The 20,012-nt window shown below is 63.4% G+C and carries 21 protein-coding genes and 1 pseudogene; 9 read left to right on the top strand and 13 right to left on the bottom strand.

Annotation, left to right across the window (positions count from 1 at the left end; genetic code table 11):
- The first annotated feature begins 1 nt into the window (after position 1).
- The 4 genes from AC3RCP_RS28435 (at position 2) to AC3RCP_RS28420 (ending at position 2,700) form a co-directional block, all read left to right on the top strand.
- Positions 2–760, top strand: a complete 759-nt coding sequence (locus AC3RCP_RS28435; protein ID WP_087091869.1) for a substrate-binding periplasmic protein — start codon at positions 2–4, stop codon at positions 758–760.
- A gap of 112 nt (positions 761–872) precedes the next feature.
- Entirely contained in the window at positions 873–1,490 is a 618-nt protein-coding gene (ribA, locus tag AC3RCP_RS28430) for a GTP cyclohydrolase II (RefSeq protein WP_007924108.1), read from the top strand.
- Positions 1,487–1,906, top strand: coding sequence for an MFS transporter (locus AC3RCP_RS28425; protein WP_492571901.1), 420 nt, complete (start codon positions 1,487–1,489; stop codon positions 1,904–1,906). The genes ribA and AC3RCP_RS28425 overlap by 4 nt, the downstream gene beginning before the upstream one ends.
- On the top strand, positions 1,906–2,700 hold the full coding sequence (locus AC3RCP_RS28420) for a cobalamin-binding protein (protein WP_101339233.1): 795 nt from the start codon (positions 1,906–1,908) through the stop codon (positions 2,698–2,700). Before AC3RCP_RS28425 ends, AC3RCP_RS28420 begins: the two co-directional genes overlap by 1 nt.
- A 106-nt stretch (positions 2,701–2,806) precedes the next feature.
- Here AC3RCP_RS28420 and AC3RCP_RS28415 read toward each other — a convergent pair whose 3' ends face one another.
- The 4 genes from AC3RCP_RS28415 to AC3RCP_RS28400 all read right to left on the bottom strand — a co-directional run bounded on the left by AC3RCP_RS28415 (position 2,807) and on the right by AC3RCP_RS28400 (position 7,945).
- On the bottom strand, positions 2,807–4,696 hold the full coding sequence (locus AC3RCP_RS28415; RefSeq protein ID WP_492571900.1) for a TonB-dependent receptor domain-containing protein: 1,890 nt from the start codon (positions 4,694–4,696) through the stop codon (positions 2,807–2,809).
- 112 nt (positions 4,697–4,808) lie between these two features.
- Positions 4,809–6,707: a 1-deoxy-D-xylulose-5-phosphate synthase gene (gene dxs, locus AC3RCP_RS28410; RefSeq protein WP_007924104.1), complete on the bottom strand. Its 1,899-nt coding sequence runs from the start codon at positions 6,705–6,707 to the stop codon at positions 4,809–4,811.
- A 111-nt stretch (positions 6,708–6,818) separates the two neighbouring features.
- The gene (gene ispA, locus AC3RCP_RS28405; protein ID WP_101339231.1) at positions 6,819–7,706 is read right to left on the bottom strand and encodes a (2E,6E)-farnesyl diphosphate synthase; all 888 of its coding nucleotides are present in this window, start codon (positions 7,704–7,706) and stop codon (positions 6,819–6,821) included.
- Complete coding sequence (locus AC3RCP_RS28400) at positions 7,703–7,945, bottom strand: exodeoxyribonuclease VII small subunit (protein ID WP_007924102.1); 243 nt, start codon at positions 7,943–7,945, stop codon at positions 7,703–7,705. The genes ispA and AC3RCP_RS28400 overlap by 4 nt, the downstream gene beginning before the upstream one ends.
- 226 nt (positions 7,946–8,171) lie before the next feature.
- Here AC3RCP_RS28400 and nirK point away from each other — a divergent pair, with 226 nt between their 5' ends.
- From nirK to AC3RCP_RS28385, 3 genes are all read left to right on the top strand, one after another.
- Entirely contained in the window at positions 8,172–9,260 is a 1,089-nt protein-coding gene (gene nirK / locus AC3RCP_RS28395; RefSeq protein ID WP_492571899.1) for a copper-containing nitrite reductase, read from the top strand.
- A 66-nt stretch (positions 9,261–9,326) separates the two neighbouring features.
- Positions 9,327–9,626 carry an ArsR/SmtB family transcription factor gene (locus tag AC3RCP_RS28390; RefSeq protein WP_007924100.1) on the top strand — a complete coding sequence of 100 codons (300 nt, stop codon included), beginning with the start codon at positions 9,327–9,329 and terminating at the stop codon, positions 9,624–9,626.
- Positions 9,627–9,689: 63 nt separating this feature from the next.
- Entirely contained in the window at positions 9,690–10,694 is a 1,005-nt protein-coding gene (locus AC3RCP_RS28385; RefSeq protein ID WP_092420571.1) for a zinc-dependent alcohol dehydrogenase family protein, read from the top strand.
- Positions 10,695–10,718: 24 nt separating this feature from the next.
- Here the strand turns inward: AC3RCP_RS28385 and AC3RCP_RS28380 are convergent, their stop codons facing one another.
- Positions 10,719–11,168 (bottom strand): DUF3828 domain-containing protein, encoded by a 450-nt coding sequence (locus tag AC3RCP_RS28380; RefSeq protein WP_492571898.1) that lies wholly within the window; start codon positions 11,166–11,168, stop codon positions 10,719–10,721.
- 171 nt (positions 11,169–11,339) lie between these two features.
- On the opposite strand from AC3RCP_RS28380, the gene AC3RCP_RS28375 reads away from it, so the two are divergent.
- Both AC3RCP_RS28375 and AC3RCP_RS28370 read left to right on the top strand, forming a co-directional pair.
- Positions 11,340–11,639 carry a type II toxin-antitoxin system RelE/ParE family toxin gene (locus tag AC3RCP_RS28375; RefSeq protein WP_007924097.1) on the top strand — a complete coding sequence of 100 codons (300 nt, stop codon included), beginning with the start codon at positions 11,340–11,342 and terminating at the stop codon, positions 11,637–11,639.
- Positions 11,636–11,929, top strand: coding sequence for an addiction module antidote protein (locus AC3RCP_RS28370; RefSeq protein ID WP_007924096.1), 294 nt, complete (start codon positions 11,636–11,638; stop codon positions 11,927–11,929). Before AC3RCP_RS28375 ends, AC3RCP_RS28370 begins: the two co-directional genes overlap by 4 nt.
- A gap of 112 nt (positions 11,930–12,041) precedes the next feature.
- Here AC3RCP_RS28370 and AC3RCP_RS28365 read toward each other — a convergent pair.
- From AC3RCP_RS28365 to eat, 8 genes and pseudogenes are all read right to left on the bottom strand, one after another.
- Positions 12,042–12,388, bottom strand: a pseudogene (locus tag AC3RCP_RS28365) (hypothetical protein).
- Between the two features lie 806 nt (positions 12,389–13,194).
- Positions 13,195–13,722: an inorganic diphosphatase gene (gene ppa, locus AC3RCP_RS28360; protein ID WP_003228599.1), complete on the bottom strand. Its 528-nt coding sequence runs from the start codon at positions 13,720–13,722 to the stop codon at positions 13,195–13,197.
- Positions 13,723–13,986: 264 nt separating this feature from the next.
- Positions 13,987–14,796 (bottom strand): M90 family metallopeptidase, encoded by an 810-nt coding sequence (locus tag AC3RCP_RS28355; RefSeq protein ID WP_053262809.1) that lies wholly within the window; start codon positions 14,794–14,796, stop codon positions 13,987–13,989.
- Between the two features lie 5 nt (positions 14,797–14,801).
- Positions 14,802–15,458 carry a DedA family protein gene (locus AC3RCP_RS28350; protein WP_007924093.1) on the bottom strand — a complete coding sequence of 219 codons (657 nt, stop codon included), beginning with the start codon at positions 15,456–15,458 and terminating at the stop codon, positions 14,802–14,804.
- Between the two features lie 251 nt (positions 15,459–15,709).
- Entirely contained in the window at positions 15,710–16,168 is a 459-nt protein-coding gene (locus AC3RCP_RS28345; RefSeq protein WP_007924092.1) for a GNAT family N-acetyltransferase, read from the bottom strand.
- A 107-nt stretch (positions 16,169–16,275) separates the two neighbouring features.
- Positions 16,276–17,100, bottom strand: a complete 825-nt coding sequence (eutC, locus tag AC3RCP_RS28340; RefSeq protein WP_492571897.1) for an ethanolamine ammonia-lyase subunit EutC — start codon at positions 17,098–17,100, stop codon at positions 16,276–16,278.
- A gap of 10 nt (positions 17,101–17,110) precedes the next feature.
- On the bottom strand, positions 17,111–18,505 hold the full coding sequence (locus AC3RCP_RS28335; protein WP_023969298.1) for an ethanolamine ammonia-lyase subunit EutB: 1,395 nt from the start codon (positions 18,503–18,505) through the stop codon (positions 17,111–17,113).
- A gap of 55 nt (positions 18,506–18,560) precedes the next feature.
- Positions 18,561–20,009: an ethanolamine permease gene (eat, locus tag AC3RCP_RS28330; RefSeq protein ID WP_007924089.1), complete on the bottom strand. Its 1,449-nt coding sequence runs from the start codon at positions 20,007–20,009 to the stop codon at positions 18,561–18,563.
- Between the last annotated feature and the right edge of the window lie 3 nt (positions 20,010–20,012).

The following is a 20,012-nucleotide window of genomic DNA, read 5'->3' as shown; positions in this document are numbered from 1 at the left end:
CATGCCGGCCGTTCGCATTCTGCTGGTAATGCTCTGTGTCTTGACCGCCAGCCTGGTCCGGGCCGCCGAGCCGGCGGCGCTTCCCGGCGAAATCCGGGTGGCCAGCGAGGAGTGGGACAGCTACACCCAGGCCGATGGCCAGGGCATGGCCTGGGATATCCTGCGCGAGGTCTTCGAGACCCAGGGCGTGAAGCTCGACATGCGCAGCGTGCCGTACACCCGCTCGGTCGGGCTGGTGCAGCGGCGTGAAGTCGACGCCCTGGTCGGCTCCTATCGGGACGAAACCGATGGCGCCCTGTATCCGCGCTGGAATTACGACACCGACCATATCTATAGCCTGGGCCTGGCGACGAACCCGCCGCCGACCCTGGCCACGCTCGGCAACTACCGCCTGGTCTGGGTACGCGGCTATCGCTACCAGGACTACTTGCCCAATATTCAGCGTTTCAATGAAATCCGCCGGCGTGTCGGTATCTTGCCGATGCTCCAGCAAGGCCGCGCCGACTTCTATATCGATGCCCTGACCGAGGTCGATGTTGTCCTGTCCCAGGCCGGGGACCGCTCGCAGTTCCGGCGCAGCCATTTGGCCGAACTGCCACTGTTCCTGGGTTTTGCCAACAATGAACGTGGGCGGGTGCTGTGCGCCCTGTTCGATCGGCGGATGGCCGAGTTGGTGAAAAATGGCCGTTTGCGCCCGATTTTCCAGCGCTGGCAGCAGCCCTATCCGTTCGATACCGGGCGTCCGCCTGAAGACCGTTGATCTAACTTCTCGATCTTTATGTCCGATAATTCAGCCTAAGCGTCTGTCGGAAGCTGCTGTTACAATGCCGCCTCTGCGAATCTCCAGTCCCATACAGATCAGGAGCACAACGGTGCCCGTCGTTTTTGTTGCCGCTTCCAAGCTGCCTACCCCTTTTGCGCAATTCACCATGCACGGTTTTCTCGATGAAGCCACCGGCCGCGAGCACGTCGTGCTCAGCCTGGGTGATATTGCCGATGGCGCTCCGGTGCTCGGCCGGTTGCACTCCGAATGCCTGACCGGCGATGCCCTGTTCAGCCAGCGCTGCGACTGCGGTTCGCAACTGGAAGCCGCCCTGCAGGCGATCGCCCGCGAAGGCCGTGGCGTGCTCCTGTACCTGCGTCAGGAAGGCCGCGGCATCGGCCTGCTCAACAAGATCCGCGCCTATGAGTTGCAGGATGGCGGCGCCGACACCGTGGAAGCCAACGAACGCCTGGGCTTTGCCGCCGACCAGCGTGACTACGCCATGTGCCTGCCGATGCTCGAGCACCTGGGGGTGAAATCCCTGCGGCTGATGACCAACAACCCGCGCAAGGTCAAGGCCCTGACCGAGATGGGCATAGTCGTCGCCGAGCGCGTTCCGCTGCATACCGGCCACAACCCGCACAACAAACTCTACCTGGCCACCAAGGCCAGCAAGCTCGACCACATGATGGGCAACGAGCACCAGGGCGAGGTAGACCGGGCGTGACCCGCGGTCAGGTCCGGCGGCGCCTGGCCGTCAGCTGGTGGCAATACCTGGCGCTGGCGCTGCTGCCGCTGTTTGTGATCAACCTGGTGTTTGGCCAGGGCGAGCCGCTGCTGCCGATCCTGGCGATGCCGTTTTTCATTGCTGGCGTAGCTTCGATGTTTGTCAGCCTGCGCTTTTTCGGCGGCTACAAACGGGCCTTGATCGCCACCCATAAAGCCCTCGATACCCCCGAAGAGCCAGCGGCCTGGATCGAGCTGGCGGCCCGCCGTCGCGCGGCGTTTCTGGCGGCGGCCCTGCCGGCCTGGGTCGGTGCCCTGGCGGTATTCGTCGGCCTGGAAGCGCTGCCGCTGATCCTGCTGGCGCTGTCCACCGCGGTGCTGTTCTACCTCTACCGCATCCCGCGTCAGCTCGGTTGATGCGCCGCTGGCTGGCAGTCCTGCTGCTGGCCCTCGCAGGCCCGGCGCTGGCCGTGGAGCGCGTGGTCAGCCTTGCGCCTTCGCTATCGGAAATCGTCGTCGAACTGGATTCCGCCGACCTGCTGGTCGGTGTGCTCGACGCCGGCGAGCGCCCCCCTCAATTGCACAACCTGCCGTCGGTGGGCCGCTACGGCCAGCTGGACATGGAGCGGCTGCTCAGCCTCAGGCCGGATCTGCTCCTGCTCTGGCCCGGCAGCGTCGGCCCGGCCCAGCGCGAGCAGCTCGCTCGCCTGGGCATCCCGACCCTGGTGGCCGAACCCCACAGCCTCGACCAGCTCACCACTCAAATTGAAACCGTTGCCGCCCGGCTAGGGCGCCCGCAACGTGGCCTGGAGCGTGCCAATGAGTTGCGGCAGCAACTGGCCGGCCTGCGGCAACGCTATGCCCGCAGCGCGCCCCTGGCGGTGTTCTATCAGGTCTGGGACCAGCCGCTGTACACCGTGGGCGGCGGGCAAATCATCAGTGATGCCTTGAGTGTGTGCGGCGCGCGCAACGTGTTTGCCGACCTGCCGCTGCCGGCGCCCCAGGTCAGCGTCGAGTCGGTGTTGCAGCGCAACCCTGAAGTGATTCTGGCCAGCACCCAGGCGCAACTTGACGCCTGGAAAGCCTGGCCGCAATTGAAGGCGGTGGCGCAAGGCAGGTTGTTGCTGATCAGCGATAAAGGCCTGGAGCGGCCGAGCGGGCAGATGATCGCCGCGACGGCCAAGCTCTGTGAGTTGCTTGATTCCGAGTAGCCGCAGCTAGCGCATCGCGGGCAAGCCTCGCTCCTACAGAAAAATGTGCAATCCCCGTGTAGGAGCGAGGCTTGCCCGCGATAGCGTTCTTACAGGCCCGACCTGACTAAAGCTCCGGCGTCCAGGTCACCCCGAACATCCAGGCCCGGCCTTGCTCCCGATACCCGTACTGCGCGCCGTCATGGCTGTACAGCACCCGGCTGTAGGACTTGTCGAGCAGATTGTCGACCTTCAGTTCCAGCCGGACTTCGCGAGTCAGCGCCCAGCTGCTGCGCAAGCCCAGCAGGGCATAGCCGTCGAGGCGTTGCTGATTGGCCAGGTCGTCATAGCTGCTGCTCACTGCTTGCCAGCTGGCGCCGAGGCCCAGGCGGTCGAACTGCCGATCCAGGTCCAGGCTCAAGGTGCGCCGGGCACGACGGGCCAGGGTGTGGCCGGTGTCGCGGTCGCGGGGATCGATGATCGCCAGCCCCAGATTGCTCTGCCAGCCGAACAACTCCTGCTGCAGCGTCGCCTCGAAGCCGTTGATGCGTGCCGAGGCGACGTTCTGCGGGCGCGAATTGCTGCCGAAGATAATCGCGTCTTCCAGGTCGGTGCGGTACAGCGAGGTCTCCAGGCGAGTGCTCTCGCTCAACTGGCTGCGCCATTGCAATTCGTAGCTTTTCGAGGTCTCGGGCTTGAGGTCGGGGTTGCTGAAGTCGGGGTAATACAGGTCGTTGAAGGTCGGGGCGCGGAAGCCTTCGCTGTAGGTCAGCAGGACATCGTTGTCTGCATTCAACGGCAGGGTGAGGGTGCCGCTCCAGCTGTTCTGACCGCCGAACTGCTGGTTCTGGTCACGACGCAGGCCCAGTTCGGTGGAGAAACTGTCGGCCTTGAAGCGATGCTGGACAAAGGCCGCGCGGTTCCAGCGGCTGTCTTCGGCGAAGGCGGTACTGCTGTTGACCCGGTCTTGGTACCAGTCGCCGCCGCCGATCAGGCTGTTGCGTTCGTCGAGGGTCAGGTCGTTCTGCCAGTTGACCGAGTCGCGATAGGTGTTGAACACCGTGCGTTCGTTGCTGAGCTTGTCGAAGGTCTTCTCGCGGTTTTCGCTGTGGCCCAGCTCCAGGCGCGACTTCCAGACGTCGTTGATACGCCCGTCGACATAGCTGCTGAAGCTGCTGACCGCGAATTCGCTGTAGGGCTTCTGGGGGAGGCTCTCGAAGGCGTTGCCATTGAAATACGAACGCCCGAAGGGGTTGTCGAACTCGCTTTTACCGCGGTTATCCAGCAGGTTCAGACCGGCTTCCCAGTCGTCGTTGAAGGCGTGGCTCAGGCTCAGGCTGAGGGACTGGTTGCGGTAGGCGTCATTGTCGCGATCGCTGGCATAGGACTCATGGGTGCGATTGCTCCCGGCCGTGTCGTCGAGGCTGGCACCCAGGCTGAAGCGGGTCTGCTGGTCGCCGCCGGACAGGCCGATGCTGCGCTCCCAGCTCTGGTGGCTACCCACTCCCAGGTGCAGGCGGGGTTGCAGGCCCTGCTCGGCGCTGCGCCGGGTGAAGATCTGGATCACCCCGCCGATGGCGTCGCTGCCGTAGATCACCGAGCGTGAACCGCGCAGTACTTCCACCCGCTCGATCTGCTGGATATTCAGATGCTGCAGATTGCTGTCGCCGGAGCTCGAACTGCCGATGCGCTGGCCGTCCACCAGCACCAGGGTCTGCGCCGACGAAGTGCCGCGGATATAGATCCCCGGCAGGCTGCCCCGGCCGCCACTCTGCGCCACTTGCACGCCAGGCACCCGTTGCAGCAGGTCGGTGACGCTGGAGGGTTGCAGGCGGTCGATGTCGTCGCGGGTGAACACGGTGTTGGCGGCGCTGCTGTCGTTGCGGGCCTCTACCTGGCGGTTGGCGCTGATCAGCGTGTCGGGCAGCTTGAGGGCCTGTTCGCGGTCGAGAGTGTCGGCCAGCAGTTGGCCGGTGGGCAGCAGGGCAATGGGCAGGACGAGGAGGGCGGGTTTCATCGGCAATCCGTGGCGCTTGGCGAGCGAGGCGGGAGCGGGGGGATAACTCCTGTAGCCGCTGCCGAAGGCTGCGATCGGCCCCGAAGGGGCCGTCGCTTTTAAGGTTTACAGGTTACAGGCCGAGCCGTTGCAGGCGTGCCCGTACGGCGGCTTCGATACCGGCTTCGTCCAGGCCGCATTCGGCCAGCATCTGCGCCGGCTTGGCGTGTTCGACGTAGAGGTCCGGCAGGCCCAGGTGCAGGATCGGCTTGAGGATCGCCTCGCGCGCCAGGAACTCGCCGACCGCGCCACCGGCGCCGCCCATGATGGCGTTCTCTTCGATAGTCACCAGCAGTTCGTGGCTGGCGGCGATTTCGCATACCAGGGCTTCATCCAGCGGCTTGACGAAACGCATGTCGACCACAGTGGCATCCAGCTTGTCGGCGACTTTCAGCGCCTCGGCCAGTTGCACGCCGAATACCAGCAGGGCGACCTTGCTGCCTTGGCGACGGACCACGCCCTTGCCGATCTCGATCGGCTGCAGGTCCTTTTCGATGGTGGCGTTCGGGCCGGTACCGCGTGGATAACGCACGGCGGCCGGGCCGTTGTACAGGTGGCCGGTGCTGAGCATCTTGCGCAGCTCGTTCTCGTCGCTCGGGGTCATCACCAGCATGCCGGGGATGCAACGCAGGAACGACAGGTCGAAGCTGCCGGCGTGGGTCGGGCCGTCTTCGCCCACCAGGCCGGCGCGGTCGATGGCGAACAGCACGTCGAGGTTCTGCACCGCTACGTCATGCACCAGCTGGTCGTAGCCGCGCTGCAGGAAGGTCGAATAGATCGCCACCACCGGCTTGGCGCCTTCGCAGGCCATGCCGGCCGCCAGGGTCACGGCGTGCTGCTCGGCAATCGCCACGTCGAAGTAGCGCAGCGGGAAGCGCTCGCTGAAGGCCACCAGGTCCGAGCCTTCCTTCATCGCCGGGGTAATGCCCACCAGGCGCGGGTCGGCAGCGGCCATGTCGCACAGCCATTCGCCGAACACCCCGGAGTACTTCGGCCCACCGGCCTTTTTCGGCGCGGCGGCAGGGCTGTCCAGAGGGTCGAGCTTGGTGATGGCGTGGTAGCCGATCGGGTCGACTTCCGCCGGGGCGAAACCCTTGCCCTTCTTGGTCACCACGTGCAGGAACTGCGGGCCCTTGAGATCGCGCATGTTGCGCAGGGTGGCGATCAGGGTCGGCAGGTCGTGGCCGTCGATCGGGCCAATGTAGTTCCAGCCCAGCTCTTCGAACAGGGTGCCGGGAACCAGCATGCCTTTTGCGTATTCTTCGGTGCGGCGGGCGATTTCCCAGGCGCCGGGCAGGCGCGACAGCACCTTCTTGCTGCCTTCGCGCATGCTGGCGTAGGTACGGCTGGAAAGAATCTTGGCCAGGTAGTTGGACAGGCCGCCGACGTTGCGCGAGATCGACATGTCGTTGTCGTTGAGGATCACCAGCATGTTGGCGTCCACTTCCGGCGCGTGGTTCAGCGCCTCGAAGGCCATGCCCGCGGTCAGGGCGCCGTCGCCGATCACCGCGATGGCCTTGCGCTCGCTGTTCTGCAGGCGGGCGGCAATGGCCATGCCCAGCGCCGCGCTGATCGAGGTGCTGGAGTGGCCGACGCCAAAGGTGTCGTACTCGCTCTCGGAACGCCGCGGGAAGGCGGCCAGGCCGTCCTTCTGGCGCAGGCTGGCCATGCGCTCGCGACGACCGGTGAGGATCTTGTGCGGATAAGCCTGATGACCCACGTCCCACACCAGACGGTCGTCCGGCGTGTCGAAGACGTAATGCAGCGCGATGGTCAGCTCGATGACGCCCAGGCCGGCACCGAAATGCCCACCGGTCTGGCCGACCGTATAGAGCAATTCCAGGCGCAACTCATCGGCCAGGGTTTCCAGCTCGGCTTCGCCTAACCGGCGCAGGCCGTCCGGCGTGTTGGCACGGTCGAGCAGGGGCGTGGTCGGGCGCTTGCGGGGAATCTCATGAAACGTCGTGGGCATCAGGCGAATCGTTATAGGTATAAAAGAGGCGGCAGTTTACCTTATGCATCGCAAGCTGCCCACGCAGAGCGCGGAACTTGGCCGATATGCGGTCTGCCGCGCCGGGGTCGATCAACTGCGTCGTTCGACGATATAACGCGCCAACTCCCGCAGGGGCTCGGCGCCCGCGTCAAAGGGTCGCAGTGCGTGCAGGGCCTGATCGCGCAGTTCCAGGGCATAGGCTTTGGCCGCTTCCAGGCCGAGCAGGGCCGGGTAGGTCGGTTTGTCCCGGGCGATGTCGGCACCCTGGCGTTTGCCGAGGGTCGCGGTATCGCTTTCCACGTCGAGAATGTCGTCCTGCACCTGGAACGCCAGGCCGATGGCCTGGGCATAGGTCTGCAGGGACTTGAGCTCGTCTTTTTCGGCCCGGCCGCTGGCCAGGGCGCCGAGCTTGACGCTGGCCTCGATCAGCGCGCCGGTCTTGTGCCGGTGCATGTACTCCAGAGCTTTCTGGTCGAGCTTGAGACCCACCGAACCGAGGTCGATGGCCTGGCCGCCGACCATGCCCGCCGGGCCCGCGGCCAGGGCCAGGGCGCTGACCATCCGCAGGCGGATCTCAGCGTTCGAATCGCTCAGGCGCGGGTCGAGCAGGGCGCTGAAGGCCAGGCTCTGCAACCCGTCGCCGGCGAGAATCGCACAGGCTTCATCGAAGGCTTTGTGGGTAGTTGGCTGGCCGCGACGCAGGTCGTCGTCGTCCATCGCCGGTAGATCGTCGTGCACCAGGGAATAGGCGTGGATCAGCTCCACCGCGCAGGCCGCGCCGTTGGCCTGTTCCGGCCGTGCACCGAGGGCTTCGCAGGCGGCGTAGGCCAGCAGCGGGCGCACGCGCTTGCCGCCGTTCATCACGCTGTAGCGCATGGCCTGGTAAAGACGGGCCAGCTCCGGGCTTGGCGCGTGGAACAGGGTTTCCAGTGCAGCATTGACCCGGGCCTGGCTGCTGGCCTGATAGGCCGCGATCATTCTGGCTGTTCCGCGTCGAAGGGTTCTTCGGCCAGCTCGCCATCGCGCTCCAGCAGGATCTGCACCTTCTGCTCGGCCTGGGCCAGCGCCGCCTGGCAATCGCGGGTCAGGCCGATGCCTTGCTCGAAGGCGGTCAACGAGTCTTCCAGCGACAGCTCGCCGTTCTCCAGACGCTCGACCAGCGTTTGCAGGTCGGCGAGGGATTGTTCGAAATCTAAGGCAGCTTTTTTGCGGGCCATGGCGGCTATCCCGGTTGACGTTAAACCGGCGCGACACTAGCAGACATGGGGTTTTGGGGCAAATGAGCGGCGATTGGCGAACGGCTCGGCAGGGCGATTTTCTGCCCTGGGTCAGGGGCCGGTTGCGCGGGTCGACCTTCTGTCGCCATTTCTTGCTTTACGACAAGGAAAGTTGCGCGCACTTGCCTTGCAATGCCCCATCGTTGATTGGCAAGGAGAAGCTGCAATGAGTGTTTTTCGAAGTGTATTGGGGGCCTGGGTGCTGCTTGGCAGTTGTGCCAGCAGCCTGGTCCTGGCCGGTGGGGCAGAGGGTTTGCAGCGGGTGCAGGTCGAGCTGGTCGCACCGCCGCTGGTTCATCCTCATGAGCAAGTGGTCAACGGGCCGCCCAAGGTGGTGCAGTTCCGCATGAGTGTCGAAGAGAAAAAAATGGTCATCGACGACCAGGGCACCACGCTCCAGGCCATGACCTTCAACGGGTCCATGCCCGGCCCGACGCTGGTGGTGCATGAGGGTGACTATGTGGAGCTGACACTGGTCAATCCGCCGACCAACAGCATGCCCCATAACGTCGACTTTCACGCGGCCACCGGCGCCCTGGGCGGGGCGGGCCTGACCCAGGTGGTGCCGGGGCAGGAAGTGGTGCTGCGTTTCAAGGCTGATCGCAGCGGTACCTTTGTCTACCATTGCGCGCCGCAAGGCATGGTGCCGTGGCACGTGGTGTCGGGCATGAACGGCGCACTGATGGTGCTACCCCGTGACGGCCTGCGCGACCCTCAGGGCAAGCCCCTGCATTACGACCGCGTCTACACCATAGGCGAATCCGACCTGTATATCCCCAAGGACAAGAACGGCCACTACAAGGACTACCCGGACCTGGCGTCCAGCTACCAGGACACCCGTGCGGTCATGCGCACCCTGACTCCGAGCCACGTGGTGTTCAACGGCCGTGTCGGCGCCCTGACCGGTGCCAACGCGCTGACCTCCAAGGTCGGTGAAAGCGTGCTGTTCATCCATTCCCAGGCCAACCGCGACAGCCGTCCACACCTGATTGGTGGCCATGGGGACTGGGTCTGGACCACCGGCAAATTCGCCAACCCGCCGCAACGCAACATGGAAACCTGGTTTATCCCCGGCGGCTCCGCGGTCGCGGCGCTGTACACCTTCAAGCAGCCGGGTACCTACGTGTACCTCAGCCACAACCTGATCGAGGCCATGGAGCTGGGGGCCCTGGCCCAGATCAAGGTGGAAGGGCAGTGGGACGATGACCTGATGACCCAGGTGAAAGCGCCGGGGCCGATCGTCGAGAGCAAGTAATAGGTGGACGGGCGGGGATATTGCTCGGATCTTGAACATTTCGTAAAAGTCCGTAGTATCCTCGCCATGCTCATCGACCAAATCAAAGCCCTGGCCAGCGACATCCGTATGCAGATGCTCGAATGGCTGAAGGATCCGGAAGGCAACTTCCCGCCCCAGGGGCATGACGCGCCGAAAGAAATCGGCATCTGCATGACTCACCTGCAGCACAAGGCCGCGCTTTCGGCGTCCAGCACGTCCAGCCATCTGGCGATCCTGCAGCAGGCCGGGCTGGTCGAGGCCACGCGTATCGGCAAATGGACTTACTTTCGCCGTAACGAAGCGGCCATTGCTGCTTTTGCCGAGCAACTGAAGCGCGAACTCTGAGTTTTTTTACTTGAACATTTCGTTATTTTTCGAAATGAAAAGGCAACCCAGGAGGATCTGTTCATGAAAGCAATCTACGTACAACCCGGTGGTGGCTACGACAAAGTAGTGGTCGGCGAGGCGCCGGCCGCGGCGCCACAAGCGGGCGAAATCACCGTGCGCCTGCGCGCCAGCTCCCTCAACTACCACGATTTCGCGGTGGTCAGCGGCATGTGGGGCCCGACTGAGTCGCGCATCCCGATGGCCGATGGCGCCGGTGAAGTGGTAGCGGTGGGCGAGGGTGTCAGTGAATTCGCCGTTGGCGACTCGGTGGTCAGCACCTTCTTCCCCGAATGGCTGGACGGCCGGCCGAATGTCATAGGTTTCGCCACGGTGCCGGGCGATGGCCTGGATGGTTACGCCCGGGAAGTCGTCACCGCCCGTGCCACCTCCTTTACTCGTGCACCCAAGGGCTGGAGCCACGCGGAAGCGGCGACCCTCACCACCGCCGGCCTTACCGCCTGGCGTGCGCTGGTGGACGACGGCCGGGTGACCGCTGGCGATACCGTACTAGTGCAAGGCACCGGCGGCGTGTCGATCTTCGCCCTGCAATTCGCCAAGATGCTCGGCGCTACCGTGATCGCCACCTCGTCCAGCGATGCCAAGCTGGAGCGGCTGAAAGCCCTCGGCGCCGATCACCTGATCAACTACCGCCAGGACCCGACATGGGGCGAAACCGTGCAGAAGCTCACCGCCGGCCGTGGCGTCGATCACGTGATCGAAGTCGGCGGCCCCTCCACCCTGGAGCAGTCGATGATCGCTGCGCGGGTCGGTGGCCATATCTCGGTGATCGGCATCCTGACGGGGGTTGCCGGTGAGTTCCCGATCGTCACCGCGTTGGTCAAGCAACTGCGTCTGCAAGGCGTGCTGGTGGGCAGCCGCCGGCAGCAGCAGGACATGGTCCGCGCGATCGACGCCAACGGCATGCATCCGATCCTCGACAAGCACTTCGCCCTGGACGCGATGGTCGATGCCTTCCGCTATCAGGAAAGCAACCAGCACTTCGGCAAGATCATTCTCGATATCTGATCCTGCTTGGCCGGCCGCCGCGGATCACTCGCTCTGATCCGTGGTGGCCAGCACCTCGTTGATCTTCCAGCAGCCTTTGTCCTTGACCAGCAGCAGGTCGACGATCTGCGTGGTATCCGGCGTATTACCCAGGGTCACCGACTCATGCGCCGAGGTGCCTTGCACCTGCGGTTCGCTGACCTTGATCTGGGTCAGCCACTCATCCATGTAGTCCTGGGTCTTGAGGAAATAATCCTCTTCCAGGCCCTCGGGGCTGCTCATCTGCTTCTTGATCCGTTCGATCAGCGTTTGCGTGACGTACTGCTGCAGGTGCGGCAGGTCATCGGTGATCGGGTCTTTTTCGTTGCTGAAACTCTGCAGGTACCAGTTGTAGAAGGCCTCGGCCACCGGCTTGGGCGAGCTGGCGCAGTCGGCGAAGGCGAGGGGCTGATGGAAAGCCGCGGCGAGGAGCAGCAGGGGGAACAGCTTTCTCATGGGGACGTCCTTACAGGAGTTAAGACATTGAGCCGTTGAGACATCAGATTTATGACCGAGTGCTCGATTTCAACACGCTGTGGCCCGGATCGCTATCGGCCTGTGCGTTGGCAGCGCTTTGCAATACAAATACGCTTTCAAATGCTGTAGTCTTCAAACTACAGTCGCGGGATGATCGAGATCAAACAGACCGCGACCTTTATGGAGTGGGAAAACAGGCTCAAGGATTCCAGAGCCAGGGCGTTGATTGCTGCGCGGATTTTTCGCCTGGCCAACGGTCTTGCCGGGGACGTGTCCCCGGTGGGCGAAGGCGTCAGTGAGTTGCGCATCCATTACGGGCCGGGCTACCGGGTTTACTTCCAGCAGCGCGGCTTGCAACTCGTCATCCTGTTGTGCGGCGGCGACAAGAGTCGCCAGAGCCGCGATATCGAACTGGCCAAATACCTGGCCCGTCGTTGGAGTCGATCATGAACGAACCACTATTCGACTATGACCCCGCCACGGCCTTGCGCGACCCGCAAGCCATCGCCCTGTTCATGGCGGACGCCTTCGAAACCGGTGATGCCGGCTATATCGCCAAAGCCCTGGGTGTGGTGGCGCGGGCCAAGGGCATGACTGAGCTGGCCCATGAAACCGGGCTGTCCCGCGAGCAGCTGTATCGCTCGTTCAGCGACAAGGGCAACCCGACCCTGAAGACCCTGCTGGCGGTGATGCGTGCACTGGGGTTGGACATGACGGCGCGGGTACATGGGGCGTCTTGATGGCTGGGCCGAGCCGCCAATGTCGGGGGGGCGGTCCTGCCTAACACGCCTGGCGGGAATTCATGGAGCACGGGGCGAATGAGCTTCGCCCCGTTCCAGCGTTCGCCGATTTTTAACGCCCCGCGCCAGCCTCGGCCGGCCGGTTAGTGTCGAGCAACGCGCTCACTACGGCATTGGCCATCTCCATCGAGTGGATCATCGACCAGATCAGCCCGCGCTCCACACCGCTGGCGCGTTCGCTGATCTCGTCGCTGACCTGTACCGCGCAATCCAGTAGTAGCGACACATGCACCAAGGCCTCTTCGGCGCTGACGCCGGGGCGGTGGCTTTCAGGTTGCCGAGGATTGAGGTTTCAGCTGTATTCGCGGCCAGGGCCAGGCGGATGCGCTGGGTGGCGAGATCGTGTTCGGGGGTTCTGAATTGCCCGGGCAGGGGCGGATCGGGAACAAGCTTTTTCATGGTGCATCTCCAACGTGAGTGGAGCTGCCAGATGTCGCTGCTAAACGATGGGGTGGCAGCTGTACGCAGGTTAGCAGGCCGGTCACATTGGAAAACCGACGCATCCGAAGATGCCCTGCGCACAGCCACCATGACAGGCAGAATAAAAAATCTACCGACCGGTGACATCGATGCGCCCAATGTGATGTTTCGAGCTGCTAAACCCGATCACTGAATAAGCAGTGACAGGCCGAGCCTAGACAGCAGGTTTCACAGGCGCAAGCGGGTGGGAGTTTCTAGGAAAAGTCGCTCAATAGAAAGCGAAGAACCTTACTTTTGCCGGGGCAGAAACGGGGGCCGATGACCTGTCCGGTCCCATCGGGTTACGCATGAACAGGGTTTTCCAGGCATTAAAAAGCCGGCTTGTGGCCGGCTTCTCGGGGACTGGCTTGGTTCATTTTTGGTAAACCGCACCAGCCTGCAAAACGTACACCCAGCTCTTGCGGCTGGCTGTGGGACTTGGCGAGAAAATCATCTGCCGCGTCGGGCGGATCTGACCGGTTGAACAGGTCGATGCGCAAAGGTGGGGCGCAGCATACTGATATTCGAAGAGAATTCCCAGCGCAAAGCGTTAGCCGGAGCCTGTGACGAGGGTGAAAAGCAGAGGCGTTTTGTATCGGAGGGTGTGATTGGCGGGGGATGGAGTGTTGTTCTGGGGAGATCGCGGGCAAGCCTCGCTCCTACGGGGAGGGCATTCGACAGGCATAAAAAAGCCCCGGGTCAGCAGGGCTTTTTCTTGAAGCTTGGCGCTGGAAGCTTGCAGCTGCTTAGCCTTTGTAGGCGGCAACCGACTTCGTGATCGCGGCGCGGGCGGCGTCGGCGCCGTCCCAGCCTTCGATCTTCACCCATTTGCCTTTTTCGAGATCTTTGTAGTTCGCGAAGAAGTGCTCGATCTGCTGAATCAGCAGTGGCGGCAGGTCGGTGTACTCCTTCACGTCGACATACAGCTGGGACAGCTTGTCGTGTGGTACAGCGATGACTTTGGCATCGCCGCCGCCGTCATCGGTCATGTTCAGGATGCCGACCGGACGGGCGCGGATGACCGAGCCTGGAGCCACCGGGTAAGGGGTCACGACCAGCACGTCGAGGGGGTCGCCGTCGTCGGCCAGGGTGTTCGGGATGTAGCCGTAGTTGGCCGGGTAGAACATCGGGGTGGCCATGAAACGGTCAACGAACAGGCAATCGCTGTCTTTGTCGATTTCGTATTTGATCGGCGCGTGGTTGGCCGGAATCTCGATTGCGACGTAGATGTCGTTCGGCAGGTCTTTGCCAGCCGGAATCTTGCTGTAGCTCATTGGGCGATGCCCCCGTTAGTTGACCAAAATGTCTTGGCCGGATTGACCAAAAAGTGGCGGCGATTATAGGCATATTCCAAGGGCTATGCCACGTACCGAAGGACGTATGGACGCCTTGGGCCAAACGCCGCGAACCCTATGCAGGAGCCGTCGGTCGACGCTCGATTGCTTGCGAAAAGAAGAGTCGCCGCAGCCTGTTTAGTTCAGAGACACCCGTCAGGATCGACGATTATTTCGCCAGCGGGCGCGTTCCGGCAGGACGCCTCAGTGTTGCTGGTAGTGCGGGTCGCTGGCCTGCAATTGCTGGAGCCGGGCCAGCGGATTCTGCCGGTAAAACAGCTGCAGTTGCTGGTAGACCTTCGGATAGGCCTCGTGCAGCAGATCCGGGGCGCTGAAGAAGTACTCGCTGGTGACGGCGAAGAATTCCGCGGGGTTTTCCGCGGCGTAAGGGTCGATGGCGGTTTCGGCGTCCGGGTTGTGATCGAGCTGGCGGTTGAGGTCGTCGTAGGCCGCCTGCATCACCTGCGCCCAGTCGCTGATGCGCATGTCGCTGTGCAGCGGCGGCAGGCCGTTGGCGTCGCCGTTGAGCATGTCCAGCTTGTGCGCCAGCTCGTGGATCACCAGGTTGTAGGCTTCCCAGCCGCCGCTGGCGAGCACGCCGGGCCAGGCCAGGATGATCGGGCCCTGTTGCCAGGCTTCACCGCTGTGTTCGCCGTCCCATTCATGTTCGACGCCACTGGCATCGCGATGGCGCTGGGGGCTGAGGAAGTCGTCGGGGTAGAGGACGATTTCGTGGAAGCCCTGGTACCAGTTCAAATCTCCCAGGTGCAATAGCGGCAACTGGGCCTGGGCGGCCAGCAGCAGGCGTTCGAACTGGTGCAGCTCGACCCCGGGCAGGGCGCTCAGGTGCTTGTCGTCGAGAAACAGGACGCTGGTTTCCCGCAACCACTGGTCCTCGGCATCGCTCAGGCCGTCGAGAAAGGGCAGGTGCTGGCGCACCCGTTGCCACATTTCATCGGCAACCGGGTGCTTGGCCAGCCGACGCCGGCGGCGCCAGGCACTGAGGGGCCACATAGCGATCAGTGGCTTTCAGCCTTTGCCGCCGAGCGGCCCAGGCGGCTGCGCACCACGCCGATGATCATCGGCACCAGCGACAGCAGGATGATCCCCACCACCAGCAGCGACAGGTTTTTCTTGATGAACGGCACGTTGCCGAAGAAGTAGCCCAGGGTCACCAGGCCGCCGACCCACAGGATGGTGCCGGCCACGCTGAAGGCGAAGAAGCGCGGGTACGGCATCTTGGCCACGCCGGCGACGAAGGGTGCGAAGGTACGGATGATTGGCAGGAAACGCGCCAGGGTCACGGTTTTGCCGCCGTGTCGGTCGTAGAAGTCGTGGGTCTTTTGCAGGTAGTCGCGGCGGAAGATCTTCGAGTTCGGGTTGCTGAACAGTCGTTCGCCCACCGTTCGCCCGATGATGTAGTTGGTGCTGTCGCCGAGGATCGCCGCCAGCATCAGCAGGCCGCCGAGCAGCACCGGGTCCATGGCGCCACCGGCGGCGACCGCGCCGGCGATGAACAGCAGGGAGTCGCCAGGCAGGAACGGCGTCACCACCAGGCCGGTCTCGCAGAAAATCACCAGGAACAGGATGGCGTAGATCCATGGCCCGTAGTTGGTCACCAACATGTCGAGGTAAACGTCGAGATGGAGGATGAGGTCGATCGGGTTGAAATCCATTGGGGCACCTGTGGTGACGGCCCGACTCGGCGGGCCTGTGCGATGACTGGGGCAAAAACTTACAGCTGGCGCAGATTCATCTTACGCCCCGAAAAGGTCGGCATTATAAGACCTGATAGGTGAAATGGGCGTTGAGTTTGTAGCGAGGGATGTCTTGACGGCGCTGGCTGGCCAAAGGCGAAAGATCGTGGCCTTCGGCAGCGTCTTCCCAGGCGCTGTCGAAGGTTGTGATCGGGTGGTTGCAGAGGGGTTTAGTCGTCGCTGATCGGCAATATGTAGTTCTTGAACTCGGTATCTTCGCGAAAACCGATGGATTCATAGGTTTTCTGTGCCACTTCGTTGTCACTGCTGGTGGAGACACGCATGCGTACGGCCTGGGTGTCCTTGGCCATTTTCTTCGCGGTGCGGATCAGGTTGTCGGCCACCAGTTGTCGGCGAGCGTCTTCGGCGACGTAGATATCGTTGAGGATCCACACGCGCTTCAGGGACAGGGAGGAAAAGCTGGGGTAGAGCTGACAGAAACCGAGGAGTTTCTTATCGTCATCGTCGGGCAGGGCCAGGTAGATCACCGATTCCTTGCGGCGCAGGCGCTTTTCCAGGAAGGCCCGGGACGAGTCCGGAAAAGGCAGGGCGCCATAGAACTCGCGGTATTTGACGAACAGGGGGGTCAACAGATCCAGGTGTTCGAGGGTCGCTTGAGTAATCCGCATGAGTTGTCCTCAACTTCGAATGGATACGACGGCAAACGGTTCATTACTCGGGCAGCCGTGTTTCGATGCTGCCTAAAGCCTGGAAAAAGCGCAATCGTCTCGAAAAGTCATGGCTTTGCAGGCCCCAGCAGGAAATTGCCCTTGGTGGTGTCGGGCGAGTCGCTGTCCAGCGTGTTCACCTGGGCCTCGTCTTTCAGGTTGACCCCCGAGAGCTGCCGCCTGCAGGCCTCGCGCATCAGGTACAGCAAGCGGTGGGCCGCCATGCCGTAGCTCAGGCCCTCCAGGCGCACGTTGGAAATGCAGTTGCGATAGGCATCGGTGAGCCCGACCTTCGGGTTGTAGGTGAAATATAGCCCCAGGCTGTCCGGTGAGCTGAGGCCCGGGCGTTCGCCGATCAGGATCACGGTCATTTTCGCCCCGAGCAGCTCGCCGATTTCGTCGGCCACCGCCACCCGGCCCTGTTCCACGAGGATTACCGGCGACAGCGACCAGCCTTCGGCCGCGGTCTGTTCTTCAAAACGGGCGAGAAACGGCAGGGTATGGCGATGCACCGCCAGCGCCGACAAACCGTCCGCCACGACCACCGCCAGATCCACCCCGCCCGGGTTGGCGGATGCGTGATCGCGCAGGGCCTGGGCCGAATCGTCGCAGAGCTTGCGCCCCAGGTCCGGGCGTTGCAGGTAGCTGTGACGATCGCTGGCTGCGCTGTGCAGCAGCAGGCTGTCGCGGCCGCGTTCGGCCAGTTGGCTGCTCAGCCCGGCATGGTCGAAGGGCAGGTGCACCGCATCGCGGGCCTGGGCGTGGGCGAACTGGAAGTCCAGCTGGGCGCCGGTGGGCAGGCTGGTGCCGGTGCGGCCCAGGGCGATACGCGCCGGGGTCAGGCGGCGCAGCTCCAGCCAGGGGTTCTGGCTGTCGGTCGGATGTTTGTCCATGAGCCTGTCCTTACTGAAGCTGTGCCAGTGCCTGGCGGAAGGCCGGCGGCAGGTTGTGGCCGAACTGCACCTTGCCGTCGGGCTGGGTGAAGATGCCGGTTTTCGCCAGCCACTGCTCGAACTCCGGCGCCGGTTTCAGGCCCAGGGTCTGGCGGGCGTAGAGCGCGTCGTGAAAGGAGGTGGTCTGGTAATTGAGCATGATGTCGTCGGAGCCGGGGATGCCCATGATGAAGTTGATCCCGGCCACGCCCAGCAGGGTCAGCAGGGTGTCCATGTCGTCCTGGTCGGCTTCGGCGTGGTTGGTGTAGCAGATGTCGCACCCCATGGGCACGCCCAGCAGCTTGCCGCAGAAATGGTCTTCCAGGCCGGCGCGGATGATCTGCTTGCCGTTGTACAGGTACTCCGGGCCGATGAAGCCAACCACGGTGTTCACCAGGAACGGCTTGAAGTGCCGGGCCACGGCATAGGCGCGGGTTTCGCAGGTCTGCTGGTCGACGCCGAAGTGGGCGTTGGCCGACAGCGCGCTGCCCTGGCCGGTCTCGAAATACATCAGGTTCTGCCCCAGGGTGCCGCGCTTGAGGCTCAGGCCGGCCTCGTAGCCTTCCTGCAACACATTGAGGTTGATGCCGAAACTGGCGTTGGCCGCCTCGGTGCCGGCGATCGACTGGAACACCAGGTCCAGCGGCACGCCACGGTTGATCGCCTCGATGGAGGTGGTGACGTGGGTCAGCACGCAGGCCTGGGTGGGGATTTCATAACGCTGGATGATGGCGTCGAGCATTTCCAGCAGGGCGCAGATCGAGGCGATGCTGTCGGTGGCCGGGTTGATGCCGATCATGGCGTCGCCGTTGCCGTAGAGCAGGCCGTCGAGAATGCTCGCGGCGATACCCGCCGGTTCGTCGGTCGGGTGGTTGGGCTGCAGGCGGGTCGACAGCCGTCCACGCAGGCCCAGGGTGCCGCGGAACCGGGTGACCACGCGGATCTTCTGCGCCACCAGCACCAGGTCCTGGACACGCATGATCTTCGACACGGCAGCGGCCATTTCCGGGGTTAGCCCGGGTGCCAGGGCACGCAGGCTCTGTTCGTCGGCGGCGTCGCTGAGCAGCCAGTCGCGAAAGCCGCCGACCGTGAGGTGGCTGACGGTGGCGAAGGCGGCCTTGTCGTGGGTGTCGATGATCAACCGGGTGACTTCATCGGTCTCGTAGGGAATCAGCGCTTCTTCGAGGAAATGCTTGAGCGGAATATCCGCCAGGGTCATTTGCGCGGCGACCCGCTCGCCGTCGTTGAGGGCGGCGACGCCGGCCAGGAAGTCCCCGGAACGCGCCGGGCTGGCCTTGGCCATGACCTCCTTGAGGCTGTCGAAGCGGTAGGTCTGGGCGCCGACGGTGTGGGCGAAACTTGCCATGCAGGTTCTCCGTGACGACGCAGGGACGTGGCCCCTGCGTCGAGGTTTTCGGCGGTTAGTGCAAGGCTTCTTCAGCTTTCTGAATGGCCGCGAATTCTTCTTCGGGCGTGCCTGCTACCAAGTGATGCCGACTGTAGAAAGCAAAGTAAGCAATTAATACTCCATAGATGATCGCGGCGCCAATGACCACCCGCGGATCCACCAGGAAGCCCGCCACCACAGCGATGCAGGCCAGTACCAGGGCCACGCCGGAGGTGAAGATGCCGCCCGGGGTGCGGTACGGACGATCCATTTTGGGGCGGCGGATGCGCAGGGTGATGTGTGCGGCCATCATCAGTACGTAGGAGATGGTCGCGCCGAACACCGCCACCAGGATCAGCAGGTCGCCCTGGCCGGTCAGCGACAGGCCGAAACCGATGATGCCGGGGATCACCAGCGCCAGGACCGGCGCCTTGCTTTTGTTGGTTTCCGACAGCTTGCGCGGCAGGTAACCCGCGCGGGACAGGGCGAAAATCTGCCGCGAGTAGGCGTAGATGATCGAGAAGAAGCTGGCGATCAAGCCGGCCAGGCCCACCAGATTGACGAAGCTGCCCATCCAGGTCGAGCCGCCGTAGGCCTTGGCCAAGGCTTCCACCAGCGGGTTGCCGGAGGTCAGCAGGGCGTTGGCCCCCGCGCCACCGGGGCCGATCACCAGGATCAGCAGGGCGAAGCTCAGCAGTACCAGCATGGCGCCGATCAGGCCGCGGGGCAGGTCGCGCTTGGGGTTCTTGGTTTCTTCCGCGGCCAGCGGGACGCCTTCGACCGCCAGGAAGAACCAGATGGCGTAGGGAATCGCCGCCCATACACCGACATAACCGAACGGCAGGAAGCTGCTGGCACCCACGGCCTCGGTGACCGGGATATCCAGCAGGTTGGCCACCGAGAAGTGCGGCACCATCGCCACCAGGAATACGCCCAGGGCGATGGCGGCCACGGCAGTGATGATAAACATCAGCTTCAGGGCCTCGCCGACCCCGAAGATGTGGATGGCGATGAACACGATGTAGAACGCCAGGTAGATCATCCAGCCGCCGATGCCGAACAGCGATTGGCAATAGGCGCCGATAAACACTGCGATCGCCGCTGGGGCGATCGCATATTCGATGAGGATCGCGGTGCCGGTGAGGAAGCCACCCCAGGGGCCGAAGGCGCTGCGGGCGAAACCGTAGCCACCGCCAGCGGTGGGGATCATCGAGGACAGCTCGGCCAGGGAAAAGCACATGCACAGGTACATGGTGGCCATCAGCAGGGTGGCGAGGAACATGCCGCCCCAGCCGCCCTGGGCCAGGCCGAAGTTCCAGCCTGCGTAGTCGCCGGAGATGACGTAGGCCACGCCCAGGCCCACCAGCAGGACCCAGCCTGCCGCGCCTTTTTTCAGTTCGCGTTGTTGGAAATAGTCGGAGCCGACTTTTTCAAAGTCGACCGAAGAGCCAGCCGACTGCACGCCGGTATGTTCGCTAGGCATAAG

This window comes from Pseudomonas sp. GW822-FHT05A08, from assembly GCF_058800485.1.
Note: the sequence above shows the minus strand (reverse complement) of the source record. Positions and strands in the feature narration are given on the sequence as shown.